Raw genomic sequence first — 22,309 nt, 5'->3', positions numbered from 1 at the left:
GATGCGAAGCGTACAACGCGGAGATCTCCCACGCCTACATACCGGCGGCCGCGTCAGATGTGGAGAAGAGACAGCGGGGGGCCGGGGTCGCGGCGGCGGCCGCGGGGGGCGAGGGCTGCGCGGGGGCGCGGGAGGCCGGGCCCGTAGAATGGTCGGGTGATGCAATCCCCCCTTCCCGTGCGCGACGGCGTCAATGCGACCCGTCTGCGCCTGCCGGACGAGGGTCCCTGGGAGACCGCGCTGGACTACATGATGCACCGCTGGGGGCACATCGATCCGCAGGGCATCGAGGACCGGTTCGACGCCGGCGAGATCGTCGGCGAGGCGGGGATCGCCCTGGACCGCAGCACCCCGATGCAGGACCACACGTTCATCTGGTACTACCGGACCCTGCCGCCGGAGACCCGGATCCCGGTGGAGCTGAACATCCTGCACCAGGACGATCACCTGCTGGTGGTGGACAAGCCGCACTTCCTGCCCACCACCCCCGGCGGGACGTACATCCAGGAATCGGCCCTGGTCCGGCTCCGGAACCAGCTCGGCCTCCCGGACCTGATTCCCATGCACCGCCTGGACCGCATGACCGCCGGCATCCTGTTGCTCTCCACGAACCCCGAGACCCGGGGCAAATACCAGGTGCTCTTCGAAAAGCGCCAGGTCCAGAAGGAATACGAGTGTGTGTCCGCCGCAGAGCCCGCACCGGGCCATCCCGCGGTGGACTTCCCTGTGGTGGTGCGGAACCGGATGACCAAGTCCCGCAGCTACCTGCTGGCCGAGGTTGTCGATGGCGAACCCAATGCGGAAACCCGGATCGAGCGGCTGCGCACGTTTGACGCTTCCGGCGCACCCGACGGCGCACCCGACGCCGACGGCGGCCCGCACCGCCGCGCGCTGTACCGGCTGGAGCCGCACTCCGGGAAGACCCACCAGCTCCGCGTGCACATGGCCTCACTGGGCCTCGGCATCGTCAACGATGCGTTCTACCCGAAACTGCTGGACAAGGCTCCGGACAATTACGCCAAGCCGCTGCAACTCCTGGCCCGCGGGATCCGCTTCGTGGACCCCATCTCCGGGAGCCCGGTGGAATACCGCAGCAGACTGGAACTCAGCGAGGCACGCTAGCGGCTGGAAGTGCGGTACCTTGTGCCCATGGACTTCGGAAATGCGGACAGCTGGGGCGCCGCGATCTATTTCTGGATCTTCCCCTTCGTGATCGGCGATGCGATTTTCCCGCCCGTCCCCTCGGAAATGCTGGTCATCACCGGCGGCGCGCTGTCCGCAGAGGGCCACATCAACGCGTTCCTCGTGGTGCTCCTCGCCGCGGTGTCCTCATGGCTTGGTGACCTTCTTGTCTTCCAGCTGTTCAAACGGCGGCTAAGCCACGTGCTCGACCGCTGGAAATGGGGTCTCCGGTTCCACGCGGCCGTGCATTCGGCGATCGCGAAAGCCGGCCGGTCCTCCACCTACGGCGCGATCATCGGCCTCCGCTTCATCCCCGGCGGGCGGCTGGCCACGACGGCCGCGGCGGGCATCGCCAACGTCTCCACCCGCGGGTTCAGCCTCTGCGCGGCCCTCGGCGGCCTGCTCTGGGCAGCCTGGTCCGTGGCGCTGGGCTACTTCATGGGCTCCGCCACCGGGCTGCCCTTCTGGGCGAGCTCCCTGATCGGCGTCGGCGTCGGGCTGCTGGTCGGAGCGGTCGTGGGCGTGATCGTGACGCGGCGCCGGGGCAGCCCCTCCCCCGTGGAGTCCGCCGTGGTTGACCCGGACGAGGAACTGGACTTTTAGACGGGTGCCCAGCGGCCGCGGCTGCGGCGCAGCACGGTCAGCGCACCGGTGAGCGCAACGCGTTCGACAGCGTCGCGCATCATGGCTGCCGACTCCAGCGCCTGGCTGTTTTCGGCGCTGTAGGCGGTGGCATCGACCAGGAAGCGCAGGTTCAGCTGTGGGACGCCGCCGGCGAGCTCAAGCTGGTGCGATTCGACGTGGTGCCGCGTCCCAAGCGCCTCGATGGCCGCGGCCATGACGGCCTCGGGAGCGGTGCCAGGCTTGAGCCCGGTGATCTTCAGTCTGGTCTGGAACGACGGCATGGAACAACCCTAGCCGCGCCGCCACGCTCCCTCACCTTCCGCACCCAAAACCCCAACGCTCCCTCACCGGGAGAGGGAGCGTCCGGGGAAGAACCGCAGGACCTGAGGGAGCGTTTGGAAATTCCCCGCAGAAGGTGAGGGAGCGTCGTGGGAAAGGCCGCCATACCTGAGGGAGCGTCGGAGGGGGCTACCCGGTGTTGCGCAGCCCGGCGGCGACTCCGTTGACCGTGATCAGCATGGCCCGCTGGAGCCGTTCGTCGATCTCGGCCCCGGTCATGCCCTCCGCGGCCTCGGCCCGGACGCGGCGCAGCAGTTCCACCTGGAGGTAGCTGATGGGGTCGAGGTACTGGTCCCGGATCTCGAGGGAGCGCTTCAGGGTGGGCTGGGCATCGAGGATCACGTGCTCGCCGGTAAGGTTCTGGATCTCCTCGACCGTGAGCTCATATTCGGCCCGGATGGCACGGAACAGGTGGTGCAGTTCCGCCGGCACCAGGGTGGAGACGTAGTAGCCGGCAATGTCCATGTCCGTCTTCGCCAGGGTCATCTCAACGTTGGAAAGCACCGAGCGGAAGAAGTGCCAGCCCTCGATCATCTCCTGGAGCTGGGCCGAGTTACCGGCCTCGCGCGCGGCTTTGAGGCCGGAGCCCACACCGAACCAGCCCGGCACGATCTGCCGCGACTGCGTCCAGCCGAACACCCACGGGATGGCGCGGAGACCCTCCAGCCCGGCGCCGGAGTCGGGGCGCTTGGACGGACGGGATCCGATGTTGAGGGATCCCAGCTGCTCCACCGGGGTGGACGCCATGAAGTAGGCGGGCAGATCGGGGTCATCAATCAGCGTGCGGTAGCGCGCAAACGCGGCGTCGGAGACGGTTTCCATGACGTGGCCGTAGCGCACCCGCTGGTCCTCCGAGGTGCGCGGGGTGCGGTGCAGGGCCGAGCCCTGCAGTACGGCGGCCAGGGAGAGCTCGAGGTTTTCGCGGGCCAGCTCCGGCAGGGAGTACTTGTCCGAGATGACCTCGCCCTGCTCGGTGAACTTGATCTCGCCCTCGAGCACGCCGTTGGGCTGGGCCATGATGGCATCGTAGGTCGGCCCGCCGCCGCGGCCCACCGAGCCGCCGCGGCCGTGGAAAAGGCGCACGCGGACTCCGTGCTTGGCCGCCACGTCGCGGAGCTTGCGCTGGGTCTTGTAGATTTCCCACTGGCTCGTCATGACGCCGGATTCCTTGTTGGAGTCCGAGTAGCCGAGCATGATTTCCTGCACGTCTCCGCGGAGCCGGACGAGTTCGCGGTAGGAGGCATCGGAGAGCAGCCGGTCCACGATTTCGGCCGAGGCGCGGAGTTCGTCGACGGTCTCCAGCAGCGGCGCGAAGCCGATCTTGGCGTAGGGCGCCTCGCCGAACAGGCTGACCAGGCCGGCCTCGCGGGCCAGCACGGCCGCGGCCAGGACGTCGTCCGCGCCGCGGGTCATGGAGATGATGTAGGTCTCGATCACGTCGGGGCCGTAGGTGCGCAGGGCGCGGCGGATCTCCCGGAAGACGTCGTAGGTGCCGTCGGCGACGCCGTCGAGCTTGATCGGGTGGCCGGAGAGCGGGCGCCGGGACGCAAGTTCGGAGCCCAGCACCTCGAGCCGCTCGGCGCGGCTGAGTTCCGCGTACCGGACACCGGGCCCGCCAAGGCGGTCCATGAGCTGCCCGACGGCGTCATGGTGGTGGTCGGCGTGCTCGCGGATGTCGAGGGTGGCCAGGTGCAGGCCGAAGGAGGCGATGGCGCGGCGGACCCGGGACAGGGCGCCGTCGGCGGCGAGGGCCGCGTGGTGGTTCCGCAGCGACCGTTCGAGCAGGCCGAGCTCGGCGAGGAGCTCCGCGGTGGCGGTGTAGTCGCGGCCGGGCTCGTGCGCGGATCCGGCCGCGACCCGGCGGCCGGTGTTGATCAGCTTGGCCTTGATGCAGGTGAGTTTGAGCCGGTAGGGCTCCTGAGCGTTCAGCTCGAGGACGCGGCGGTCCAGGCCAGGCAGGTTCCCCAGGTCGACGTCGATCGAGTCCAGGAGCTCCTGGTCCGCCCCGGCCAGCGCGGTCGAGTTGGACAGGATGGAGATGAGCCCGTCGATCAGGCCGATGCTGATCCGCACGGCGTGCTGGTTCTGGATCTGGAGGATTTCGCGGGTGACGGCGGCCGTGACGTTGGGATTGCCGTCGCGGTCCCCGCCGATCCAGGAGCCGAAGCGGATTGGGGCCTTCTGCGGCGGCAGCGTGACGCCGTGCTCGGCAAGCAGCTCGGAGAGGTCCGAGAGCATTTCCGGCATGGCGTCGCTGAGGATGCCGGTGAGGTAATAGATGGCGTTCCGGGCCTCGTCCACGGGGGTGGGCCGGACCTGGCGGAGCTCGTCCGTCTGCCACATCTGGTCGATCACTTCGGACAGGTGGCGGTCCTGGCGGCGGCGCGCGGACGTGCCCTCCGCCGTGGATTCGGACAGGATATCCGAAAGCCGGCGGATTTTGTCCAGCACGGAGCGGCGGGAGGCCTCGGTGGGGTGTGCGGTGAAGATGGGGCGGACGTCGAGTTCATTGACGACTTCCTGCAGCACGGAGTTGCCGGCCTGGTCCGCGATCTCCTCCACGGCTTTGGCGAGCCAGCCGTCCTTCTCCTGCCGGGTGCGCAACCCGCGGACCCGGTGGACCTGCTCGGCGGCGTTCGCCAGGTGGAAGTAGAACGCAAAGGCGCGGACCAGGTCGGTGGCCTGCTCCAGCGGCAGGGAACCGAGCAGTTCGCGGACCTGGGCGACGACGTCGTACGAGCTCCACGGCCCGGTAGCGTCGGCGCCGCCGCGGGCGGCTTCCTTGGATTCCTTGGTCAGCAGGCGCACCTGCTCCACCAGGTCCAGGAGCTCGGGGCCGTGCTGGCGGACCAGGGATTCGCCGAGGAGGGTGGAGACCCGGCGGACATCAGCCCGGAGTTCGGCGGCAAGATCGGTGTCGGAATGCATTGCAGTGTCAGCCATGGAAACTATCTTTCGAGGGTTCGACTTGGCTCGTACACTGCGCTGGATACTGTGAGCCCGATTACTTCTTCCCATGGGATGTTACCCGCAGGCACTCCCTGCTGGAATTCCGTCTCAGATAGTGTCATGCCCCGCCGCGCCGCCCCGACGTCCCTCCCCCGGGGACCCCCGGGACCCCAACCAGTTCGCAGCAGGGGTCGTTCCGAGCTCCCAGAACGGCCCCTGCTGCGAGCTTGGCGGGTGAAGGGGTTAGCGCGCGATCTTGAAGTTGAACTCGCCGGTGCCCAGCGCGCCCCAGATCCGCAGCCAGATCGGCAGGACCATTTCCGCACCGCGGGCACTCGTGATGTCGCCGAGGTCGATCACGTCGCGGTGGCCGAAGCCCTTGAGGAGTTCCGTCACGGCCGCCTTGGCGCCGGCGTCGTCCCCGGAGACGAACACCGTGTGGTCACCGCCGGCCACCCGGGCCGGATCGACCATCACGGACGCGGTCATGGTGTTCAGCGTCTTCACCACCTTGGCCTCCGGGAAGGACCGCTGGATCTCTTCACCGAGGCTGTCCGTGTTCACCGGGTTCAGCGACGGCGGCATGCCCTGCGAGAAGTCCAGCGGGTTGGCGATGTCCATGATGATCTTGCCGGCCAGGTTCGGGGTCCCCGCTGCGGCCAGCGCGGCCAGCGAGCCGGCACCGTTGGTGGCATTGACGATCAGCTCGCCGTCGGATGCCGCGTCAGCAAACGCGGCGACGTCGACTCCGGCGTTTGCGGCGTGCCACTCGGCGAACGGCGCGGTGCCCATCATGTCCGGTTCGGTCCGGGCGAGCGTCGCCTGCGGGTCGCGGGTGCCGATCACGACGTCGTGCCCCAGCCCTGCCAGTGCGCCGGCAATCGTGCGCCCCACCATGCCGGTTCCCAGTACTGCAATCTTCATGGCGTCCTCATTCTGAAGTCGTGGAGTAGACAGGTTCGTCTACGTATGGGCATGACGCTATCAGACAGACCTGTCTACGGCAATAAGCGCGCGCCCGACGCCCCGCCCGCCTCATCTCAGCTGACAAAGTTTGAAATCTGTCAGCTGATTGTTTTATGGTCATGGCATGACAACTTCTACTCTCGGCACCCCCCGCACCCTGGGCTCCACCGGCCCCAGCACCGCCGCCATCGGCCTCGGCATGATGGGCATGTCCGATCTTTACGGCCCCGCCGACGACGCCGAGAGCGTCGCCACGATCCAGGCCGCCCTCGACGCCGGCGTGACCCTGCTGGACACCGGCGACTTCTACGGCATGGGCCACAACGAAATGCTGCTGCGCGACGCGATCCGCGGCCGACGGCGCGAGAGCGCCCAGATCAGCGTGAAGTTCGGCGTCCTGCGCGATGCCCGGGGCGGATGGAACGGCGTGGACACCCGTCCGGTGGCCATCAAGAACTTCCTGGCCTACACCCTCCGGCGCCTCGGCACCGACTACGTGGACATCTACCGGCCGGCCCGCCTGGATCCGTCCGTTCCGGTGGAAGAAACCGTGGGAGCACTGGCCGAGCTCGTGCAGCAGGGCCTGATCCGCCACATCGGCCTCTCGGAGGTCGGCGCCGACACCCTGCGCCGCGCCAACGCCGTCCACCCGGTCTCGGACCTCCAGATCGAGTACTCCCTCCTCTCCCGTGGCATCGAGCAGGACATCCTGCCGGTGGCCCGCGAACTGGGCATCGGCATCACGGCATACGGCGTGCTGTCCCGCGGCCTGGTTTCCGGCCACTGGCCGGCCGCCGGAACCGGGAACCAGCGCGACTTCCGGGCCCACCTGCCCCGGTTCTCCGGCGAGAACCTGCAGCGGAACCTCGAGCTCGTCGAACGGCTCCGCGAAATCGCCGACCGCAAGGGCGCGACCGTCGCCCAGCTCGCCATCGCCTGGGTCCTGTCCCGCGGCGAGGACATCGTCCCCCTCGTTGGCGCCCGCCGTCGGGAACGGCTTTCCGAATCGCTGGGCGCGGTCGATCTGCTCCTCTCCGCCGAGGACCTGGCAGCGATCGAGGCCGCCGTCCCCGCCGACTCGGCCGCGGGCACCCGCTACGACGCCGGCCAGATGGCCATGCTCGACAGCGAACGCCGGTGACCCCTGTAGCCGCCGTCCTGACCGAGGAGCGCATCCTCGACGCCGCCGAAGACGTGCTGCGGCGCTTCGGACCGGCCAAGGCCACGGTGGTGGACGTCGCGAAGGCCTTGGGAGTCAGCCACGGCAGCGTCTACCGGCACTTTCCCACAAAGGTGGCGCTGCGGGACGCGGTGGCCCGGCGCTGGCTGGACCGCCTCGCGGAGCCGCTGGATCCTGCCCGCGATACGGAGGGCCCTGCCGCGGAACGCCTGCTCCGCTGGCTCGAACGCCTCGCGGCCATCAAGCAGGGCATGGCGCTGAACGATCCGGAGCTGTTTGCCACGTTCGGCCAGCTGACCGCCGAGGCGCGGGAAGTGGTGGCGGCCCACGTTGACCACCTGGCCGCAGCGCTCACCGAGATCATTGCCGACGGCGTCCGCAGCGGCGAATTCGCCGTCCCGGATCCGGTGCCGGCCGGCCGTGCCGTCCTGCACGCCACGGCGCGGTTCCACCACCCGCTGCACGCTTCGGAATGGTCGGCCCCGGCCATCGGGGCCGAGCTGCGCGAGGTCTGGCGGCTGCTCGTGCGGGGTCTGGCCGCCCGCCCGTAGCCGCCGGATCAGGCGGAGGCGGGCCGGCGGTCCGTCGTTGACGAGGCACAGGGCGAATGACACTGCGGCGTAGACAGACTTGTCTGTGTACGATTGAGCCATGACCTCGCCAGCAGCCACCGCCGCCCCGGCTGCCCGCACCCCTGCCGGGCATGCCAGGGAGAAGATCCTGGCCACGGCCTTCCGGCTCTTCTACGCGCAGGGTTTCCGGGCCGCCGGCATCGACACGATCATCGCCGAGTCCGGCGTCGCGAAAGCCACTTTCTATAAGTACTTTCCCGCCAAGGACGACCTCATGCTGGCCTACCTGGAGAAGGTGGACGGCGTCTGGACCGGGCAGCTGCACGCCGCCGCCGAGGCCGCCGGCGAGGACCCGGCCGAGCAGCTCGTGGGCCTGTTCGATGCCCTGACAGCCGCCTGCCGGCGCGACGGCTACCGCGGCTGCGCCTTCATCAACGCGGCCGCCGAGTCGGCCGCCGGCACCCGCGTCCACGACCGGACCGTGGCCCACAAGCGCCAGATCCGCGCCTGGATCCGGGACCTCGCCGCACGCGCCGGCGCCGGGGACCCGGACCAGCTCGCCCGCAGCCTGACCCTGGTACTCGACGGCGGCCTGGCAAGCGGGGTGCTCGACGGCGACCCGGCCGCGGCCGCCGCAGCCGGAACCACCGCGGCCCAACTCGTGGCGGCCAGCCTCAAAACCCCACCCGCCACCAGCTGAAACCCCCTTGGAGGTGCCCATGACCACCCCTGACCCTGAAACCGGGACTGGCTCGAAGCCCACGCCTGATGCAGTGCAGAACCCGCAGCTGGCCCGCTGGCAACGCTTCCGGAACAGCCGCAACACGGCCCTCGCCAGCGAGCACGGCTGGCTCACGCTGACCTCCTTCCAGTGGCTGGAAGGCGAGCCGGCCGCCGTCGAGCTCGCCCCCGGCCTCTGGTCCACAGACGGCACCGCGGCGTTCCTCACCGCCGCCGCGTCCGACGGTCTGACCCTCGTCGAAACCGGCGAACCCGTGGACGGGACCATCAGCGCCGTGCTCGCCGACGAGGAATCACTGATGTGGGTCCAGTACGGCGGCGACGACGGCCGCCAGGTGGTGGTGGAGCTCGCCATGCGGGCGGACAAGTACGCCATCCGCACGCGCGACTCGCAGTCGCCGGCGTTCACGGAGTTCGACGGCGTGCCCACCTTCGACTTCCGCCCGGACCTGGTCATCGAGGCCAGGTTCGCGCCCTATCCCGAGCCCGTGGATGTCCCGATCGGCACGGCCAACCCGCTCGTGGACGGGGTCCACCGCTCGGTCGGCGAGTTGGTCTTCCGGCTTCCCGGCGCGGACCACGAGTTCCACCTGCAGGCCGAGGAGGAGAAGCTCGGCGCCCTGACGGTGACGTTCCACGACGAGACCAACGGGGAAAGTACTGACGAGTGGCGGAAGGTCTCCACCGCGAGGCCCCGCGTCGACTCCTTGGGAAATAGGTCGGTGGTCCTGGACTTTAACCGGGCCATCAACTACCCGAGCGCCTTCACCCCGTACGGCACCTGCCCCATGCCGGTGCGGAACAACAGCCTTGATGTGAAGATTGAGGCCGGCGAGAAGGAACCCGGCCTCTTCTGAACGGGTCTAAACGGTCTAAACGGTCTAAACGGTCAAAGCCGTCTTCTAGACGATCGCGGACACCCCGGTGATGGCGCGTCCCGTGATCAGGGTGTTGATCTCGAACGAGCCCTCGTAGGTGTAGATCGCCTCGGCGTCGGAGAAGATCTTGGCCATCCGGTAGTCGGTGACGATCCCGTTGCCGCCCAGCAGGGACCGGCCCATCGCGACGGTTTCGCGCATCCGGGCGCTGACATAGGACTTGGCGAGGGCCACCTGCGGCATGTCCCCGGCGCCGGCGTCCTGCAACTGGGCGATCCGGACCATCATGCCCATGCTGGCCACGGCGTTGCCCAGCATGGTGACCAGCTGCTGCTGGACCAGCTGGAACTTCGCCAGCGGGCGGCCGAACTGCTGGCGTTCGACGGCGTACTGCCGGGCGACGTCGAACGCCGCGAGCTGCTGCCCCACCCCCTGCCAGGCCACCATGATCCGGGAACCGCGCAGGAGCTCATTGGTGTCCTCGAAGCTGCTGATCCCGGCGAAGCGGTCCGTTTCGGCCACCCGGACGTCGGTGAAGACGATGTCCGCGTTCTGCACCGTGCGCAGGGCAATCTTGTTCTCGATCCGGCTCCGGCTCACGCCCGGCAAGGTGGCGTCGACGATGAAGCCGCGGATGCCGCCGTCGGCCTCGTCCCGGGCCCAGACCAGCATGTAGTCGCAAAACGTCCCGTTGCCGATCCAGCGCTTGGCGCCGTTGAGCACCCAGGCGTCGCCGCCGCCGGCCGCGCCGCCGGGGACCCGGCGGGCCCGGGTTTCCATGCCGCCGGCAACGTCCGAGCCGTGGTCCGGTTCCGTGAGGGCAAAGGCACCGGTGGTGCGCAGGCTTGCCGCGTCCTCGAGCAGGCGCGCTTTCTGCTCCTCGGAGCCGAAGCCGTAGAGCGACTCCACGAAGAGGTCGTGGTGGACCAGGAAGAAGGTGGCGAGCGAGGTGTCCACCCGGGTCATCTCGGCGATGACGATCCCGGCGAACAGGTTGCTGTAGCCGCGCTGGGCCGGGGCGCTGAGCTCCAGGGCGGCCAGCTTGGGCAGGATGTGGGCCGGGAATTCGGCCTTGTTCCACCAGTCCGTGGCGAACGGGGCAACCTCGGCGGCCAGGAACTCGCGCAGCTGCGCCAGCTTGGCCCGCTCCGCCGTGCTGAGCAGGGCTTCGTAGTCGAAGAAGTCCGCCGCGGGCAGCACAGTCCCGGCCATCTCAGACCCGGTCATTTCGGGCCCATGCGGATGGCACCGTCGAGGCGGATTATCTCGCCGTTGAGCATGGCGTTCTCCACAATGTGCGCGGCGAGGTTCGCGTATTCGGCCGGCCGGCCCAGCCGCGAGGGGTGCGGCACCTGCTGGCCCAGGGAGTCCTGCGCCTCCTGGGGCAGGCCGGCCATCATGGGAGTCTCGAAGATGCCCGGCGCGATGGTGACCACCCGGATCAGCGAGCGCGCGAGTTCGCGGGCAATCGGCAGCGTCATGGCGGCGACGGCACCCTTGGAGGCGGCGTAGGCGGGCTGGCCGATCTGCCCGTCGAACGCGGCAACGGAGGCGGTGTTGATGATGACGCCACGTTCGGGGCCGCCGAGTTCCGTGGCGGCGGGCTCGGTGGCTGCCATGGCGGCCGCGGCGAGGCGGATCACGTTGAAGGTGCCCACGAGGTTGACCTGGATGACGCGGTTGAAGGCCTCCAGCGGAAGGACGCCGTCGCGGCCCAGGACCTTGCCGGGGGTGGCGATCCCCGCGCAGTTGACCACGATGCGCAGCGGGCCGAGGGCTGAGGCGGCGTCGACGGCGGCCTGCACCTGCGCCTCGTCCGTGACGTCGGCCGGGACAAAGACGGCCCTGCGGCCGCCTCCGGCAGCAGCTTCTCCGGCGCCGGCAGCGGCGGATGCGGTCAGTTCGGCGGCAAAGGCGTCCCCGGCGGAACCCGGCAGGTCCACGAGGACCACCGAGGCGCCGGCGTCGAACAGGCGCCTGGCCGTGGCCGCTCCGAGACCGGAGGCCCCGCCCGTGATCAGCGCGACAGTACCCTTGATGTCCATCCATCCTCCTTGATGTGGAACCGAACCCCGGCTGCGAAGCCTCGACGCGGGCGGCGCCTGCAGAGGCGGCACGCGGGGAACATTAGTTAGTGAATGTTAACTGGAATGCGGCCAATGCGCACCTTTGGGCCGCACACGCCGAGGGCACAGTCACGGTCGCGGTCCGGACGGGCTCCCGCGATTACGCTTGAGCCATGACCCGAGCCGACGCCTCCGCCCCCAACTGGTCCTTCCGCGCGGACGAGGCCGCCCGCTCGGTGACCAGGCTCTTCGGGCAGCGGCTCTTCTTCCTCCCCGGGACCCACATCGCCGCGATCCTCCGGCCCTCGGGCCGGCTGAAGAACCTGTCCCGGCCCTGGCACTACTGGTGGCAGGCACACTACCTGGACTGCCTCGTGGACGCCGGCCGCCGGGAACTGGGGTCCCCCCGGAATCCTGGAACCAAGTTCGACGGCGAGAACCGGCCCAGCGCCGGCCGGCTCGCCTCCCGGCTCGTCACGGGCATCCGGCTGCGCAATTTCCTCACGGTGGTCAACAACTACTACGACGACATGGCCTGGCTGGCCCTTGCCACGCTCCGGCTGGACAAGCTCGCCGAGGACACCCGCAAACACACCGGCCGGGAGCGCAACGCCAAGGTCCTGCAAAGCCTGACCCTGCAGTTCGACTCCGCTTCCACGGACGATCTGGGCGGCGGTACATTCTGGAGCACGAAGCGCGACTTCAAGAACACCCCCGCCACCGCCCCGGTGGCCCTCTATTACGCGCGGACCGGCAACCGGACCAAGGCGCAGTCCCTGCTGGACTGGCTGGATGCCAGGCTGTACGAGCCCGGCCAGGGCCTGTACCGTGACGGCCTCCGGATTTCCGGGACGGGCGAAGCCGTGCTGGAAGAGACCATCTACACCTACAACCAAGGGCCCGTCCTCGGCGCACTGCTGGAACTCGGGGGCGAGCCCAACCTCGGGCGAGCGGCCGCATTGGTGGACGCCGTGGCGGGCAACCTCACGCAGCCGGCCCCGCTGCTGGGCCGCACCGCCGCGGTGCTGCGCTGCGAGGGGACGGGCGACGGCGGGCTCTTCACGGGGATCCTCGTCCGCTACCTGGCCCTCGCCGCCGTCGACGAACGCCTCCCGGCCGAAACCCGGGCCACGGCGGCGGCGCTTGTGAACGATACGGCCGAGGCCCTCTGGGAGGGCCGCCGGATCCTCCCTCCGCACGACCGCCTCGCGCGCCGCGGCAGCCATCTGGTCTTCTCCGACCGCACCGACGCGCCGGCACGCCGCAGCTACCCGGAAGGGGCCGCCGTCGAACTCTCCACGCAGCTGCAGGCCTGGATGGTGCTCGAGGCGGCCGCCTCGATCGCGCAGGCGTCCGCCCCACAACCCGGCGACAATTACGTCACGCAATAGTATCGTAATTGATGTGATCCTCATCACTTAAACCAGCCTCAGGTTGGTCGCTTAGGTTTGGCTAACCTACAGTCTTTCTTAGCGAGCATGCCCTAACTTCCCCGCTCACGGGGGGCAGGGCACTACGACGACTTCCTTGTAGAAAGTAGCCCCATGAAGATCCGCACCAACGCGCTGGCGGGCATCGCCCTGGCCGCCACTGCCGCCCTGGGCCTGGCCGCCTGCGGCTCCGGTTCCTCCGCCACGGCCGGCAGCAGCACCGCCGCCAACGGCTCCTCCGCCGGTGAGATCACGGTCTATAACGCCCAGCACGAATCCCTGACCAAAGAGTGGATCGACGCCTTCACCGCCGAGACCGGCATCAAGGTGACTGTGCGCCAGGGCGACGACACCGAGATGTCCAACCAGATCGTGCAGGAAGGCCAGGCCTCACCGGCGGACGTCTTCCTCACCGAGAACTCCCCCGCCATGGCCCAGGTGGAAAACGCCGGCCTCTTTGCGGATGTGGACAAGGCCACCGTGGACCAGGTCCCCGCCGAATTCCGCCCCTCCACCAACAAGTGGACCGGCATCGCGGCCCGCTCCACCGTCCTGGTCTACGACAAGAACAAGATCAGCGCCGACAAGCTGCCCAAGTCCATGCTGGACCTGGCCAACCCCGAGTGGAAGGGCAAGTGGGCTGCCTCGCCGTCGGGCGCCGACTTCCAGGCGATCGTCTCGGCCCTGCTGGAACTCAAGGGCGAAGCCGCCACTGAGGCCTGGCTCAAGGGCATGAAGGAAAACTCCAAGCCGTACAAGGGCAACAGCACGGCCATGAAGGCCGTCAACGCCGGCGAAGTCGACTCCGCCCTCATCTACCACTACTACTACTACGGCGACCAGGCCAAGACCGGCGAGAACTCCAACAACGTCACGCCGTTCTACTTCAAGAACCAGGACCCGGGCGCCTTCGTCTCCATCTCCGGCGGCGGCGTGCTGAAGTCTTCCAAGAACGCCGCAGCGGCCCAGTCCTTCCTGAAGTTCATCACCGGCAAGAAGGGCCAGGAAGTGCTCCAGAAGGGCACCTCCTTCGAATACGCTGTCGGCTCGGACGTCCCGTCCAACGACAAGCTGGTTCCGCTCAAGGAGTTGCAGGCCCCCACCGTGGATCCCGCCAAACTCAATTCCGCCAAGGTCACCGAGCTGATGACCCAGGCAGGACTGCTGTAGCCGCAGTGACTAACAAGCTGGCGGTCCCCGGTCCCTCTGGGGATTTGACGACTGACACGACGACGGCGGGCAGGGGTAAACGCCCCCGCCCGCCTTTCGGCGTCTCTGTCGTGTCCATCATCGCGGTCCTCATCGCCCTGTTTTCCCTGGTGCCCTTGGCCTACGTGGTCTTCATGACAGCCTCCACCGGCTGGGACACCGCAATGGCCCTGATCTTCCGCCCGCGCGTGGGCGAACTCCTGCTGAACACGGTGCTGCTGACCGTGGTGACGGTGCCGCTGTGCCTCGTCCTGGGCGTCGGCGGCGCGTGGCTCGTCGAACGCACGTCCCTTGTGGGCCGCAAGTGGTGGGCCGTGCTGCTCGCCGCCCCGCTGGCCATCCCCGCCTTCGTCAACAGCTACGCGTGGGTTTCCGCGGTGCCGTCCCTTGGCGGGCTGTGGTCCGGGGTCCTGATCGCCACCCTGTCCTATTTCCCGCTCGTGTACATCCCGGCCGCCGCGACGCTCAGCCGCCTGGACCCGGCGATCGAACAGTCCGCCGCCTCCCTCGGCCTCGGCGCCTGGCGCGCGTTCTTCCGCGTGGTGCTCCCGCAGCTGCGCATCGCCATGACCGGCGGCGGGCTGCTGGTCGCGCTGCACCTGCTGGCCGAATACGGGGCCTTCGCGATGATCCGCTTCGACACCTTCACCACCGCGATCATGGTCCAGTACCAGTCCACGTTCAATGGCACCGCCGGGAACATGCTGGCCAGCGTCCTGGTGTTCCTCTGCCTCATCCTGCTGCTCGTGGAGGTCCGCAGCCGCGGCAGCGCCCGGTACGCCAGGATCGGCTCCGGAGCCCAGGCGCGCGCCTTGCGCCTGCCCCTGCACGCCTACCAGCTCCCCGCCCAGCTGTCCCTGATCGCCCTCACCGGGCTGGCGTTCGGGCTGCCGCTGACGTTTGTGCTGCGCTGGATCGTCGCCGGCGGCCCGGAAATCTGGGCTGCCGAGGAATTCATGCCGGCCCTCCTGCAGACCTTGGCCTACGGCCTCGCGGCGGCCGTCGCCACCACCGTGGTCGCGTTCCCCATGGCGTACCTGGCCGTGCGGCGTCCCGGCTGGTTCAGCAAGTCCCTGGAGCTGTCCAACTACATCACCAGCTCCATGCCCGGGATTGTGGTGGGCCTGGCCTTCGTGACCGTGAGCATCCGGATGGTTCCCAGCATGTACCAGACCTCAGCGCTGCTCATCGCGGCCTACGTGCTGCTGTTCCTCCCCCGGGCCCTCGTGAACATCCGCTCGGGGCTGTCCCAGGCACCGAAGGAACTCGACGAGGCCGCCCAGGTGCTCGGCAAGCCGCCGCTGCTGGCCTTCCTGCGCGTGACGCTGCGGCTCACGGCCCCCGCCGCGGCTGGCGGCGCCGCCCTGGTGTTCCTGGGGATTGTCAACGAGCTCACCGCCACCCTCCTGCTCTCGCCCAACGGGACCCGCACCCTCGCCACCGAGTTCTGGAGCAAGAGCAGCGAGATCGACTACGCTGGCGCCGCCCCCTATGCGCTGCTGATGATCCTGATCTCCGCGCCCATGACCTATCTCCTCTTCCAGCAGTCCAAGAAAGTAGCCGGACAGTGACCGATGTTTACCCGTCGCGTGAGGCCCCCTCGCGCCTCCCCGAGCCGCGGGTCGCGGCTTCCGTGGCCACCAGCACCAACAGCCACCTGGAAATCGACGCGGTCACCAAGAACTTTGGGCCCCAGGCCGTCCTCAAAGGCGTCAACCTCTCCGTCGCCAAGGGCGGAACGACGGCGATCGTGGGACCCTCCGGCTCCGGCAAGACCACGCTCCTTCGCCTGATTGCCGGCTTCGAGCACCCGGACACCGGCAGCATCTCGCTCAACGGGAGCAAGGTGGCCGGGGAGAACGCCTGGGTCCCCGCCCACAAGCGGCACGTCGGCTACGTCGCCCAGGACGGCGCCCTGTTCCCGCACCTGACGGTCGGGCAGAACATCTCCTTCGGCCTGGACGCCACCCAACTGCCCGGCGGGCGCCGCGGCGTCAAGTCGCGGGTGGGCGAGCTGCTGGAAATGGTCTCCCTGGACCCGGCCATGGCCAAGCGCCGCCCGCACCAGCTCTCCGGCGGCCAGCAGCAGCGGGTTGCCCTGGCCCGGGCGCTGGCCCGCAAGCCCGCGCTCATGCTGCTGGACGAGCCCTTCTCCGCCCTGGACGCCGGCCTGCGGGTGGCCACCCGCCGCGCCGTGGCCCAGGTCCTGAAGGACGCCGGCGTCACCACGATCCTCGTCACGCATGACCAGGCCGAGGCGCTGTCCTTCGCCGACCAGGTGGCCGTGATGCGCGGCGGCAAGCTGGCCCAGATCGGCAACCCGTTCGTCGTCTACACGCGCCCGGCTGACCGCGCCACCGCCGAGTTCCTGGGCGACGCCGTGATCCTGGATGCCTGGATGGAAGGCTCCCTGGCCACGTGTTCGCTCGGCGGGATCCCCGTGCGCCGCCCGCCGGCCCAGGGCCGGGTCCAGCTGATGCTGCGGCCCGAGCAGATCCGCATTTCCGAGGACGGCCCCATCCGCGGCACGGTGGTGGACACGGACTACTTCGGCCCCGAAACCACAGTGCGGCTCCAACTCCCCGTCCCGCCGGTCCTTGCCGCCGGCGCCATCCCGGACCACCGCTACCCCGGCGGCGGGGAAATCATCACGATCCGGCACTGGAACGCCTCGATCGCCCGCCCCGGCACGGAGCTGCGGCTTCGCGTGGTGGGCGAGGCCGTCGCCTTTCCGATGGATGAGCAGCCCTAACGTCGAGATTCGGCGTCCTGAAGCCACTGTGCCCCGAAGGCTCACCCGCGACGGGTGATTCCAGAGTGACTGCAGCGGCTGTCCGGGCGATGGGTTGACCAGGGATGTCCCGCGCACGAGAATGCGAACCATGAGTGATCATCGCGGCCTTTCCGAGCCGGCTCCGTTCACCGCCGATGACTTCGCCGAGCGGTTGCGGCGAGCAGCCCACGCCGCCCAGGATGCCGGGCTCGACGGCATCCTGGTCACTCCCGGACCGGACCTGCTGTACCTCACCGGGTATGCACCCGTGGCCATCACTGAACGCATCACCATGCTCGTGATCCCCGTCGACGCGGAGCCCGCCATGATCGTTCCGAGGCTCGAGAGGCCCGACGCGGAAGCGGCCGCCGGCGCCTCGAATCTGCGGATCACCGACTGGACTGACGGGAGCGACCCCTACACGGAATCTGCCACGCTGATGGCCGGCACCGGACGTTATGCCGTCTCTGACTCGGCCTGGGCCATGCACCTCCTCGGCCTGCAGGATCGACTGCCCAAGTCGTCCTACGTCTCGATGACGACCGCCCTGCCGATGCTTCGGGCGATCAAGGATGACGACGAGATCGAGCGGCTGGCGGCGGCCGGCGCGGCTGCAGACCAGGCGTACGAGGAGATCGTCACCGTGCGGTTCGCTGGGCGCAGCGAGACCGACGTCGGTTCTGATCTCGCCGACCTGCTTCGCCAGTTCGGTCATTCGCAGGTGGACTTCACCGTCGTCGGTTCGGGTCCGAATGGAGCCAACCCTCACCACGAGATCGGCCCGCGGATCATCGAGGACGGAGACATGGTGGTGCTCGACTTCGGCGGCCTCAAACACGGCTACGGATCAGACACGACGCGGACCGTGCACGTCGGCGAGCCCACCGCTGAGGAGCGCGAGGTTCACGACGTCGTCAGACTCGCGCAGCAGGCCGGGTTCGAGGCTGTGCGGCCAGGCGTCGAGTGCCAGGAAATTGATCGCGTGGCCCGGGCGGTGATCACTGAAGCCGGCTACGGCGACTACTTCATTCACCGCGTCGGGCACGGAATCGGGCTGACGACTCACGAGCCGCCGTACATGGTGGAGGGCGAAACCCAGATCCTCCAGCCCGGCATGTGCTTCTCGATCGAACCCGGAATCTACCTGCCGGGCAGGTTCGGCGTACGGATCGAGGACATTGTGACGGTCGTTCCCGACGGCGGACGGCGACTCAATCAGACCTCGCACGAGATGAGAATCGTCCACTAGGTAGCCGACCTGGTCCACGATCTGACGTGGCCTCGGAACGGGATCGCTTCACCTGCGGTGATTGCGAAGTAGATGACGGCGTTTCCCATGCACATCATGTGCTCGGCGCCGCCCTCGGCGGTCCCCTCCTCCGGCAATAGTCGTGCATGGAAGAATCGCACCATGAATGCGGAGCAGCGGAGGCGTGCTGAGGACACTCTGAGAGTCGTGGACGCCCTCGTGACGGCGATGGGTCGGCGGGAGGATGTCTTCCACGTGGTCGAGGATTCAGAGGACCTAGACGAAGCGATCCGTCGTCTGATGGAACTGTTGGAGCTGGATGAATTGTCCTGCCGGGTAATCCTGGACATGCAAGTCAAAGGGTTCACTCGCGAACGGCGCCGGATTATTGCTGCTCACGCGGAAGAAATCAGATCGAGCCTGTCGTCTGGCGGGCAACCATAGAAAGCCGTTATGCAGGTGCTCTCTGATTCCCATATGACCCGCCCGCGAACGGCTCCTGACGACCGGAGGGAAGCCGGCGGATACTAGGCGGTTTTCTCCAGGGGCGTCGATTGGACGTTCTCGCGTTCCTCCAGGGCTCCGGTTACTGAGGCTGTCAGGCTGTTGGCGATGTGGGTGCGGGCGAGTTCGGCCGCACCGGCGCCATCCCCGGCAATGACGAGCTCAAGGATCTGGTGGTGCTGGTTCAGGTCGATCGTGCGGGGCTCATCCCCGGAGGGGAGTTCGAGACCGATGCGGCGGTAGCGGTCGGATTTGTCCCACAGGTCATCAAGGAGCTTGATCATGACGTCGTTGTGCGAGGCGGCGTAGACGGCCCGGTGGAATTCCCGGTGAACTGTGATCGCTTCCTCGCCCCAGACCCGCGTGACAGGCAGGAGCTTCCCGGCGGCTGCGCGCATTGCTGCTATATCGGCGTCAGTCCGGCGGGAGGCTGCCAGTTCTGTTGCCGATGGTTCGAGTGAGAGACGGACTTCAAGGAGTTCCCGTGCCTCGGAGGCGCTCATGGTTGCCACCCTGGAATCCCGGTGGGTGTCCATGATGATCAGGCCCTCACTTGAGAGCCGGCGGATCGCTTCTCGCAGGGGGGTGATGCTCATTTGCATGTTGTCGGCCAGCTCGTACTGGGAGATGCGCGAGCCGGGGGCAAGGCCACCGGAGAGGATCAGCTGGCGGAGTTCGTTGTACGCGAGACTGCCCTTACTGGAAAAGACGTTCGTGGTGCTCATCTGCCGCTCCGAATCTCTTACCGAGGTGTGGCCCCCGTTGCTCACAGTGTAGTTCCTTGGAAACATCTTATAAGAAATTCCACGGGAAGGCTTGTGCCCCCCGTCACCCCTGGGCTAGCCTTTGATCCAAGGTCTTATAAGATATTCGTTCGAGGGGCTAATGTCCTTCATCGCTTGGGGTCAGTCTCGATGCAGGTCTTATAAGAAATAAGATTCCCACTCAGGAGAGATTCAAAGATGAAAATCGTTTCCGCCCACGTCGGCACCATTCCCATCAGTTCCTCGATCCGGAACGCCTTCATTGACTTCACCAAGATGGACTGCACGATCATCGCCCTCGTCTCCGATGTCTTCGTCGACGGCAAGCCCCTGGTTGGCTATGGCTTCAACTCCAACGGCCGCTACAACGCGACAGGCATCCTGAAAGACCGCATTCTTCCCCGCATCATGGATGCCCCGTCCGAAGACCTTCTCGATGAGGACGGCCAGCTCTCGCCGGAAAAGGCGTGGGACCTGATGATGTCCAACGAAAAGCCCGGCGGACACGGTGAACGCTCAGTCGCCGTCGGCGTCGCCGATATGGCCCTGCACGACCTTGCCGCGAAGATCGCTGGCGTCCCGCTCTACCGGTGGATCTCAGACCACTACGGCGACGGAAACCCGGACAAGGACGTCTTCGTCTACGCAGCCGGCGGCTACTACGCACCCGGCAAGAGCCTCGAGGACCTGCAGAACGAAATGCGCGGCTTCCTCGCCAAGGGCTACAACGTGGTCAAGATGAAGATCGGCGGCGCCGACCTCGCCGAAGACCTTCGCCGCATCGAAGCCGTGATCGAGGTCCTCGACGGCGACGCTTCCCGCCTCATGGTGGACGTCAACGGCAAGTTCGACCTCGAGACCGCGCTGGAATACGGCAAAGCCATCGACCAGTACGGGCTGTTCTGGTACGAGGAAGTCGGCGACCCGCTGGACTACGCCCTGAACGCCACCCTCTCTGAGCACTACAAGAACCCGATCGCCACCGGAGAGAACCTGTTCTCCCTCCAGGACGCACGGAACCTGGTCCGCTACGGCGGCATGCGCCCGGACCGCGACTTCATCCAGGTCGACCCGGCCCTGAGCTACGGCCTGACCGAATACCGCCGGATCCAGGACATGCTCGCCCAGCACGGCTGGTCCTCACGCCGCTGCATCCCTCACGGCGGACACCAGTTCTCCCTGCATATTGCCGCAGCCCTCAAGCTCGGCGGCAACGAATCCTACCCGGGCGAGTTCCAGCCCACCGGCGGCTTCACTGACGATGCTGTCATCGTCAACAGCCGCGTGGCCCCGGGCGATCTGCCGGGCATCGGGCTCGAAGGCAAGGCTGAGTTCTACAAGGTCCTGAGCGCACTGCACAACTAAACCATCCGGCAGTGCCCCGGTCCCGGGCAGCACCACTGCCCGGGACCGCACCTCCCCAATTTTCTCAGTCTGACGTGCAAAGGAGCACCCACGATGTCGTCCCACACCATGCAGAACCCGCAACACTCAGCCCAACCGCCCAAGCAGCGATCCCGGTTCGGCCGGCTGCTGCGCGAGCTCTGGTTCCAAGTCGTCCTGGGCGCCGTCCTGGGCATCGCCGTCGGCCTGCTCCTGCCGTCCGTCGGCAAACAGCTCACCCCGCTCAGTGACTGGTTCATCGCCTTGGTGAAGATGATCGTCATACCTGTGGTGTTCTGCGTGGTGTCCTTGGGCATCGCCTCGATGGACAGCCTGCGCAAAGCCGGCCGCATCGGCGTCAAGGCCCTGGGCTACTTCATCGCCCTGTCACTAGTGTCGATGCTGATCGGCCTGATGGTCGCCAACGTCTTCCACCCCGGCACGGGCATGAACATCGATCCGTCCAAACTGGACGCAAGCAAAGTGCCGGCGGCCGCCAACAAAGGCTTCGATGGTCTCGAATTCGTCAGCAACATCATCCCGGAATCACTGTTCGGGGCCCTGACCGGCCACACCATCATCGCCGCGCTGATGGTCTCCATCGTGTTCGGTGCCGCCCTGAACGTCTCCGGAGAATCCGGCGCGTTCCTCACCAAGGGCATCCAGGCCCTGTCCGTTGTTATCTTCAAAATCGTCAGCTGGGTCATGCGCCTTGCCCCCATCGGCACGTTCGGCGCACTCGCGGCCGTCGTGGCCAACTACGGCACAGCCAGCCTCCAGCAGCTGGGCTACCTCGTCCTGCTGTTCACCGGAACCTGCATCGTGTACGTCGTCGTGGTCCTGGGCGCTATCGCCCGTGCCTGCGGACTGAACATCTTCACGGTGATGCGCTACCTCAAGGCCGAACTGCTGATCGCCCTGAGCACCTGCTCCAGCGAAGCAGTCCTCCCGCAGCTGATCAAGAAGCTCGAAAATATGGGCGTCGGCAAGTCGACTGTGGGCATCGTGATCCCGTCCGGGTTCTCCTTCAACCTCGACGGATCCGCCGTCTACCTGACCATGGCCTCCGTGTTCCTGGCCCAGGCTGTCGGCATGGACCTGTCCTGGGAACAGCAGCTCGTCATGGTCGGCGTCATGATGCTCACCAGCAAAGGCACTGCGGGCATCGCCGGCGGCGCATTCATCGTCCTGGCCAGCACCTTGAGCTCCGTGGGCGGCATCCCGCTGGCCGCCCTCGCACTCATCGTCGGCATCGACCGGCTCCTGAACGAAGGGCGCGTCTTCATCAATGTCCTCGGCAACGCGATGGCAGCAGTGGTCGTCGGCAAATGGGAAAAGGACTTCGACCCGGAACAAGCCCGCAAAGCCCTGCACGCCTCAGGCCAGAAAAAGAACGAGATCGAGTCAAACACACCGACCGAAGTGGAAGCAGAAAAGATCGAGGTCCACTAACACCAAAGATCCCCAGGGCCGCCGCACAAGCCGCGGCGGCCCTGGCCC

Annotated in this window: 20 protein-coding genes; 14 read left to right on the top strand and 6 right to left on the bottom strand. The window is 67.5% G+C overall.

Annotated features, from left to right (window positions below; all coding sequences use genetic code 11):
• Positions 1-159 precede the first annotated feature (159 nt).
• Positions 160-1,122, top strand: a complete 963-nt coding sequence (locus ARTB_RS16610; RefSeq protein WP_243181533.1) for an RluA family pseudouridine synthase — start codon at positions 160-162, stop codon at positions 1,120-1,122.
• A gap of 27 nt (positions 1,123-1,149) precedes the next feature.
• Positions 1,150-1,785 carry a DedA family protein gene (locus ARTB_RS16605; protein WP_243181527.1) on the top strand — a complete coding sequence of 212 codons (636 nt, stop codon included), beginning with the start codon at positions 1,150-1,152 and terminating at the stop codon, positions 1,783-1,785.
• On the opposite strand, the gene ARTB_RS16600 is transcribed toward ARTB_RS16605, so the two are convergent.
• The 3 genes from ARTB_RS16600 to ARTB_RS16590 all read right to left on the bottom strand — a co-directional run bounded on the left by ARTB_RS16600 (position 1,782) and on the right by ARTB_RS16590 (position 6,018).
• A complete protein-coding gene (locus ARTB_RS16600; protein ID WP_018774310.1) occupies positions 1,782-2,087 on the bottom strand; it encodes a hypothetical protein in 306 nt (101 codons plus the stop codon). The genes ARTB_RS16605 and ARTB_RS16600 overlap by 4 nt on opposite strands.
• A 187-nt stretch (positions 2,088-2,274) precedes the next feature.
• Positions 2,275-5,088: a phosphoenolpyruvate carboxylase gene (ppc, locus tag ARTB_RS16595; RefSeq protein WP_243181526.1), complete on the bottom strand. Its 2,814-nt coding sequence runs from the start codon at positions 5,086-5,088 to the stop codon at positions 2,275-2,277.
• A 249-nt stretch (positions 5,089-5,337) separates the two neighbouring features.
• Positions 5,338-6,018: an NADPH-dependent F420 reductase gene (locus ARTB_RS16590; protein ID WP_243181525.1), complete on the bottom strand. Its 681-nt coding sequence runs from the start codon at positions 6,016-6,018 to the stop codon at positions 5,338-5,340.
• A gap of 166 nt (positions 6,019-6,184) precedes the next feature.
• Here ARTB_RS16590 and ARTB_RS16585 point away from each other — a divergent pair, with 166 nt between their 5' ends.
• The 4 genes from ARTB_RS16585 to ARTB_RS16570 all read left to right on the top strand — a co-directional run bounded on the left by ARTB_RS16585 (position 6,185) and on the right by ARTB_RS16570 (position 9,410).
• Positions 6,185-7,201 (top strand): aldo/keto reductase, encoded by a 1,017-nt coding sequence (locus ARTB_RS16585; RefSeq protein ID WP_243181524.1) that lies wholly within the window; start codon positions 6,185-6,187, stop codon positions 7,199-7,201.
• On the top strand, positions 7,198-7,791 hold the full coding sequence (locus ARTB_RS16580; RefSeq protein WP_243181523.1) for a TetR family transcriptional regulator: 594 nt from the start codon (positions 7,198-7,200) through the stop codon (positions 7,789-7,791). The genes ARTB_RS16585 and ARTB_RS16580 overlap by 4 nt, the downstream gene beginning before the upstream one ends.
• Before the next feature lie 100 nt (positions 7,792-7,891).
• Positions 7,892-8,512, top strand: a complete 621-nt coding sequence (locus ARTB_RS16575; RefSeq protein WP_243181522.1) for a TetR/AcrR family transcriptional regulator — start codon at positions 7,892-7,894, stop codon at positions 8,510-8,512.
• Positions 8,513-8,531: 19 nt separating this feature from the next.
• Complete coding sequence (locus ARTB_RS16570; RefSeq protein ID WP_243181521.1) at positions 8,532-9,410, top strand: DUF1684 domain-containing protein; 879 nt, start codon at positions 8,532-8,534, stop codon at positions 9,408-9,410.
• Between the two features lie 45 nt (positions 9,411-9,455).
• Here ARTB_RS16570 and ARTB_RS16565 read toward each other — a convergent pair whose 3' ends face one another.
• Positions 9,456-10,658 (bottom strand): acyl-CoA dehydrogenase family protein, encoded by a 1,203-nt coding sequence (locus ARTB_RS16565; protein ID WP_243181520.1) that lies wholly within the window; start codon positions 10,656-10,658, stop codon positions 9,456-9,458.
• Positions 10,655-11,476, bottom strand: coding sequence for an SDR family NAD(P)-dependent oxidoreductase (locus tag ARTB_RS16560; RefSeq protein ID WP_243181519.1), 822 nt, complete (start codon positions 11,474-11,476; stop codon positions 10,655-10,657). Before ARTB_RS16560 ends, ARTB_RS16565 begins: the two co-directional genes overlap by 4 nt.
• A gap of 194 nt (positions 11,477-11,670) precedes the next feature.
• Here ARTB_RS16560 and ARTB_RS16555 point away from each other — a divergent pair, with 194 nt between their 5' ends.
• The 6 genes from ARTB_RS16555 to ARTB_RS16530 all read left to right on the top strand — a co-directional run bounded on the left by ARTB_RS16555 (position 11,671) and on the right by ARTB_RS16530 (position 18,602).
• Positions 11,671-12,888, top strand: coding sequence for a glycoside hydrolase family 76 protein (locus ARTB_RS16555; protein ID WP_243181518.1), 1,218 nt, complete (start codon positions 11,671-11,673; stop codon positions 12,886-12,888).
• 153 nt (positions 12,889-13,041) lie between these two features.
• Positions 13,042-14,097 (top strand): iron ABC transporter substrate-binding protein, encoded by a 1,056-nt coding sequence (locus ARTB_RS16550; RefSeq protein WP_243181517.1) that lies wholly within the window; start codon positions 13,042-13,044, stop codon positions 14,095-14,097.
• Between the two features lie 110 nt (positions 14,098-14,207).
• A complete protein-coding gene (locus ARTB_RS16545; protein ID WP_043436715.1) occupies positions 14,208-15,707 on the top strand; it encodes an ABC transporter permease in 1,500 nt (499 codons plus the stop codon).
• A complete protein-coding gene (locus ARTB_RS16540; protein WP_243181516.1) occupies positions 15,704-16,888 on the top strand; it encodes an ABC transporter ATP-binding protein in 1,185 nt (394 codons plus the stop codon). The genes ARTB_RS16545 and ARTB_RS16540 overlap by 4 nt, the downstream gene beginning before the upstream one ends.
• Positions 16,889-17,018: 130 nt before the next feature.
• Positions 17,019-18,158 carry an aminopeptidase P family protein gene (locus tag ARTB_RS16535; protein ID WP_243181515.1) on the top strand — a complete coding sequence of 380 codons (1,140 nt, stop codon included), beginning with the start codon at positions 17,019-17,021 and terminating at the stop codon, positions 18,156-18,158.
• 162 nt (positions 18,159-18,320) lie between these two features.
• Entirely contained in the window at positions 18,321-18,602 is a 282-nt protein-coding gene (locus ARTB_RS16530) for a DNA gyrase subunit A (RefSeq protein WP_243181514.1), read from the top strand.
• Between the two features lie 83 nt (positions 18,603-18,685).
• Here the strand turns inward: ARTB_RS16530 and ARTB_RS16525 are convergent, their stop codons facing one another.
• Positions 18,686-19,387 (bottom strand): GntR family transcriptional regulator, encoded by a 702-nt coding sequence (locus ARTB_RS16525; protein ID WP_243181513.1) that lies wholly within the window; start codon positions 19,385-19,387, stop codon positions 18,686-18,688.
• A gap of 237 nt (positions 19,388-19,624) precedes the next feature.
• Between ARTB_RS16525 and ARTB_RS16520 the strand changes: the two genes are divergently transcribed.
• Positions 19,625-20,791 carry a mandelate racemase/muconate lactonizing enzyme family protein gene (locus tag ARTB_RS16520; protein WP_243181512.1) on the top strand — a complete coding sequence of 389 codons (1,167 nt, stop codon included), beginning with the start codon at positions 19,625-19,627 and terminating at the stop codon, positions 20,789-20,791.
• Between the two features lie 93 nt (positions 20,792-20,884).
• A complete protein-coding gene (locus ARTB_RS16515) occupies positions 20,885-22,261 on the top strand; it encodes a cation:dicarboxylate symporter family transporter (RefSeq protein WP_243181511.1) in 1,377 nt (458 codons plus the stop codon).
• Positions 22,262-22,309 lie beyond the last annotated feature (48 nt).

The sequence above is a fragment of the Arthrobacter humicola genome, assembly GCF_022803015.1.
In the GTDB taxonomy this organism is placed as follows: Bacteria; Actinomycetota; Actinomycetes; order Actinomycetales; family Micrococcaceae; genus Arthrobacter; species Arthrobacter humicola_A.
The sequence above is the reverse complement of the archived record's forward strand: the minus strand, read 5'-3'. Positions and strand labels throughout refer to the sequence as shown.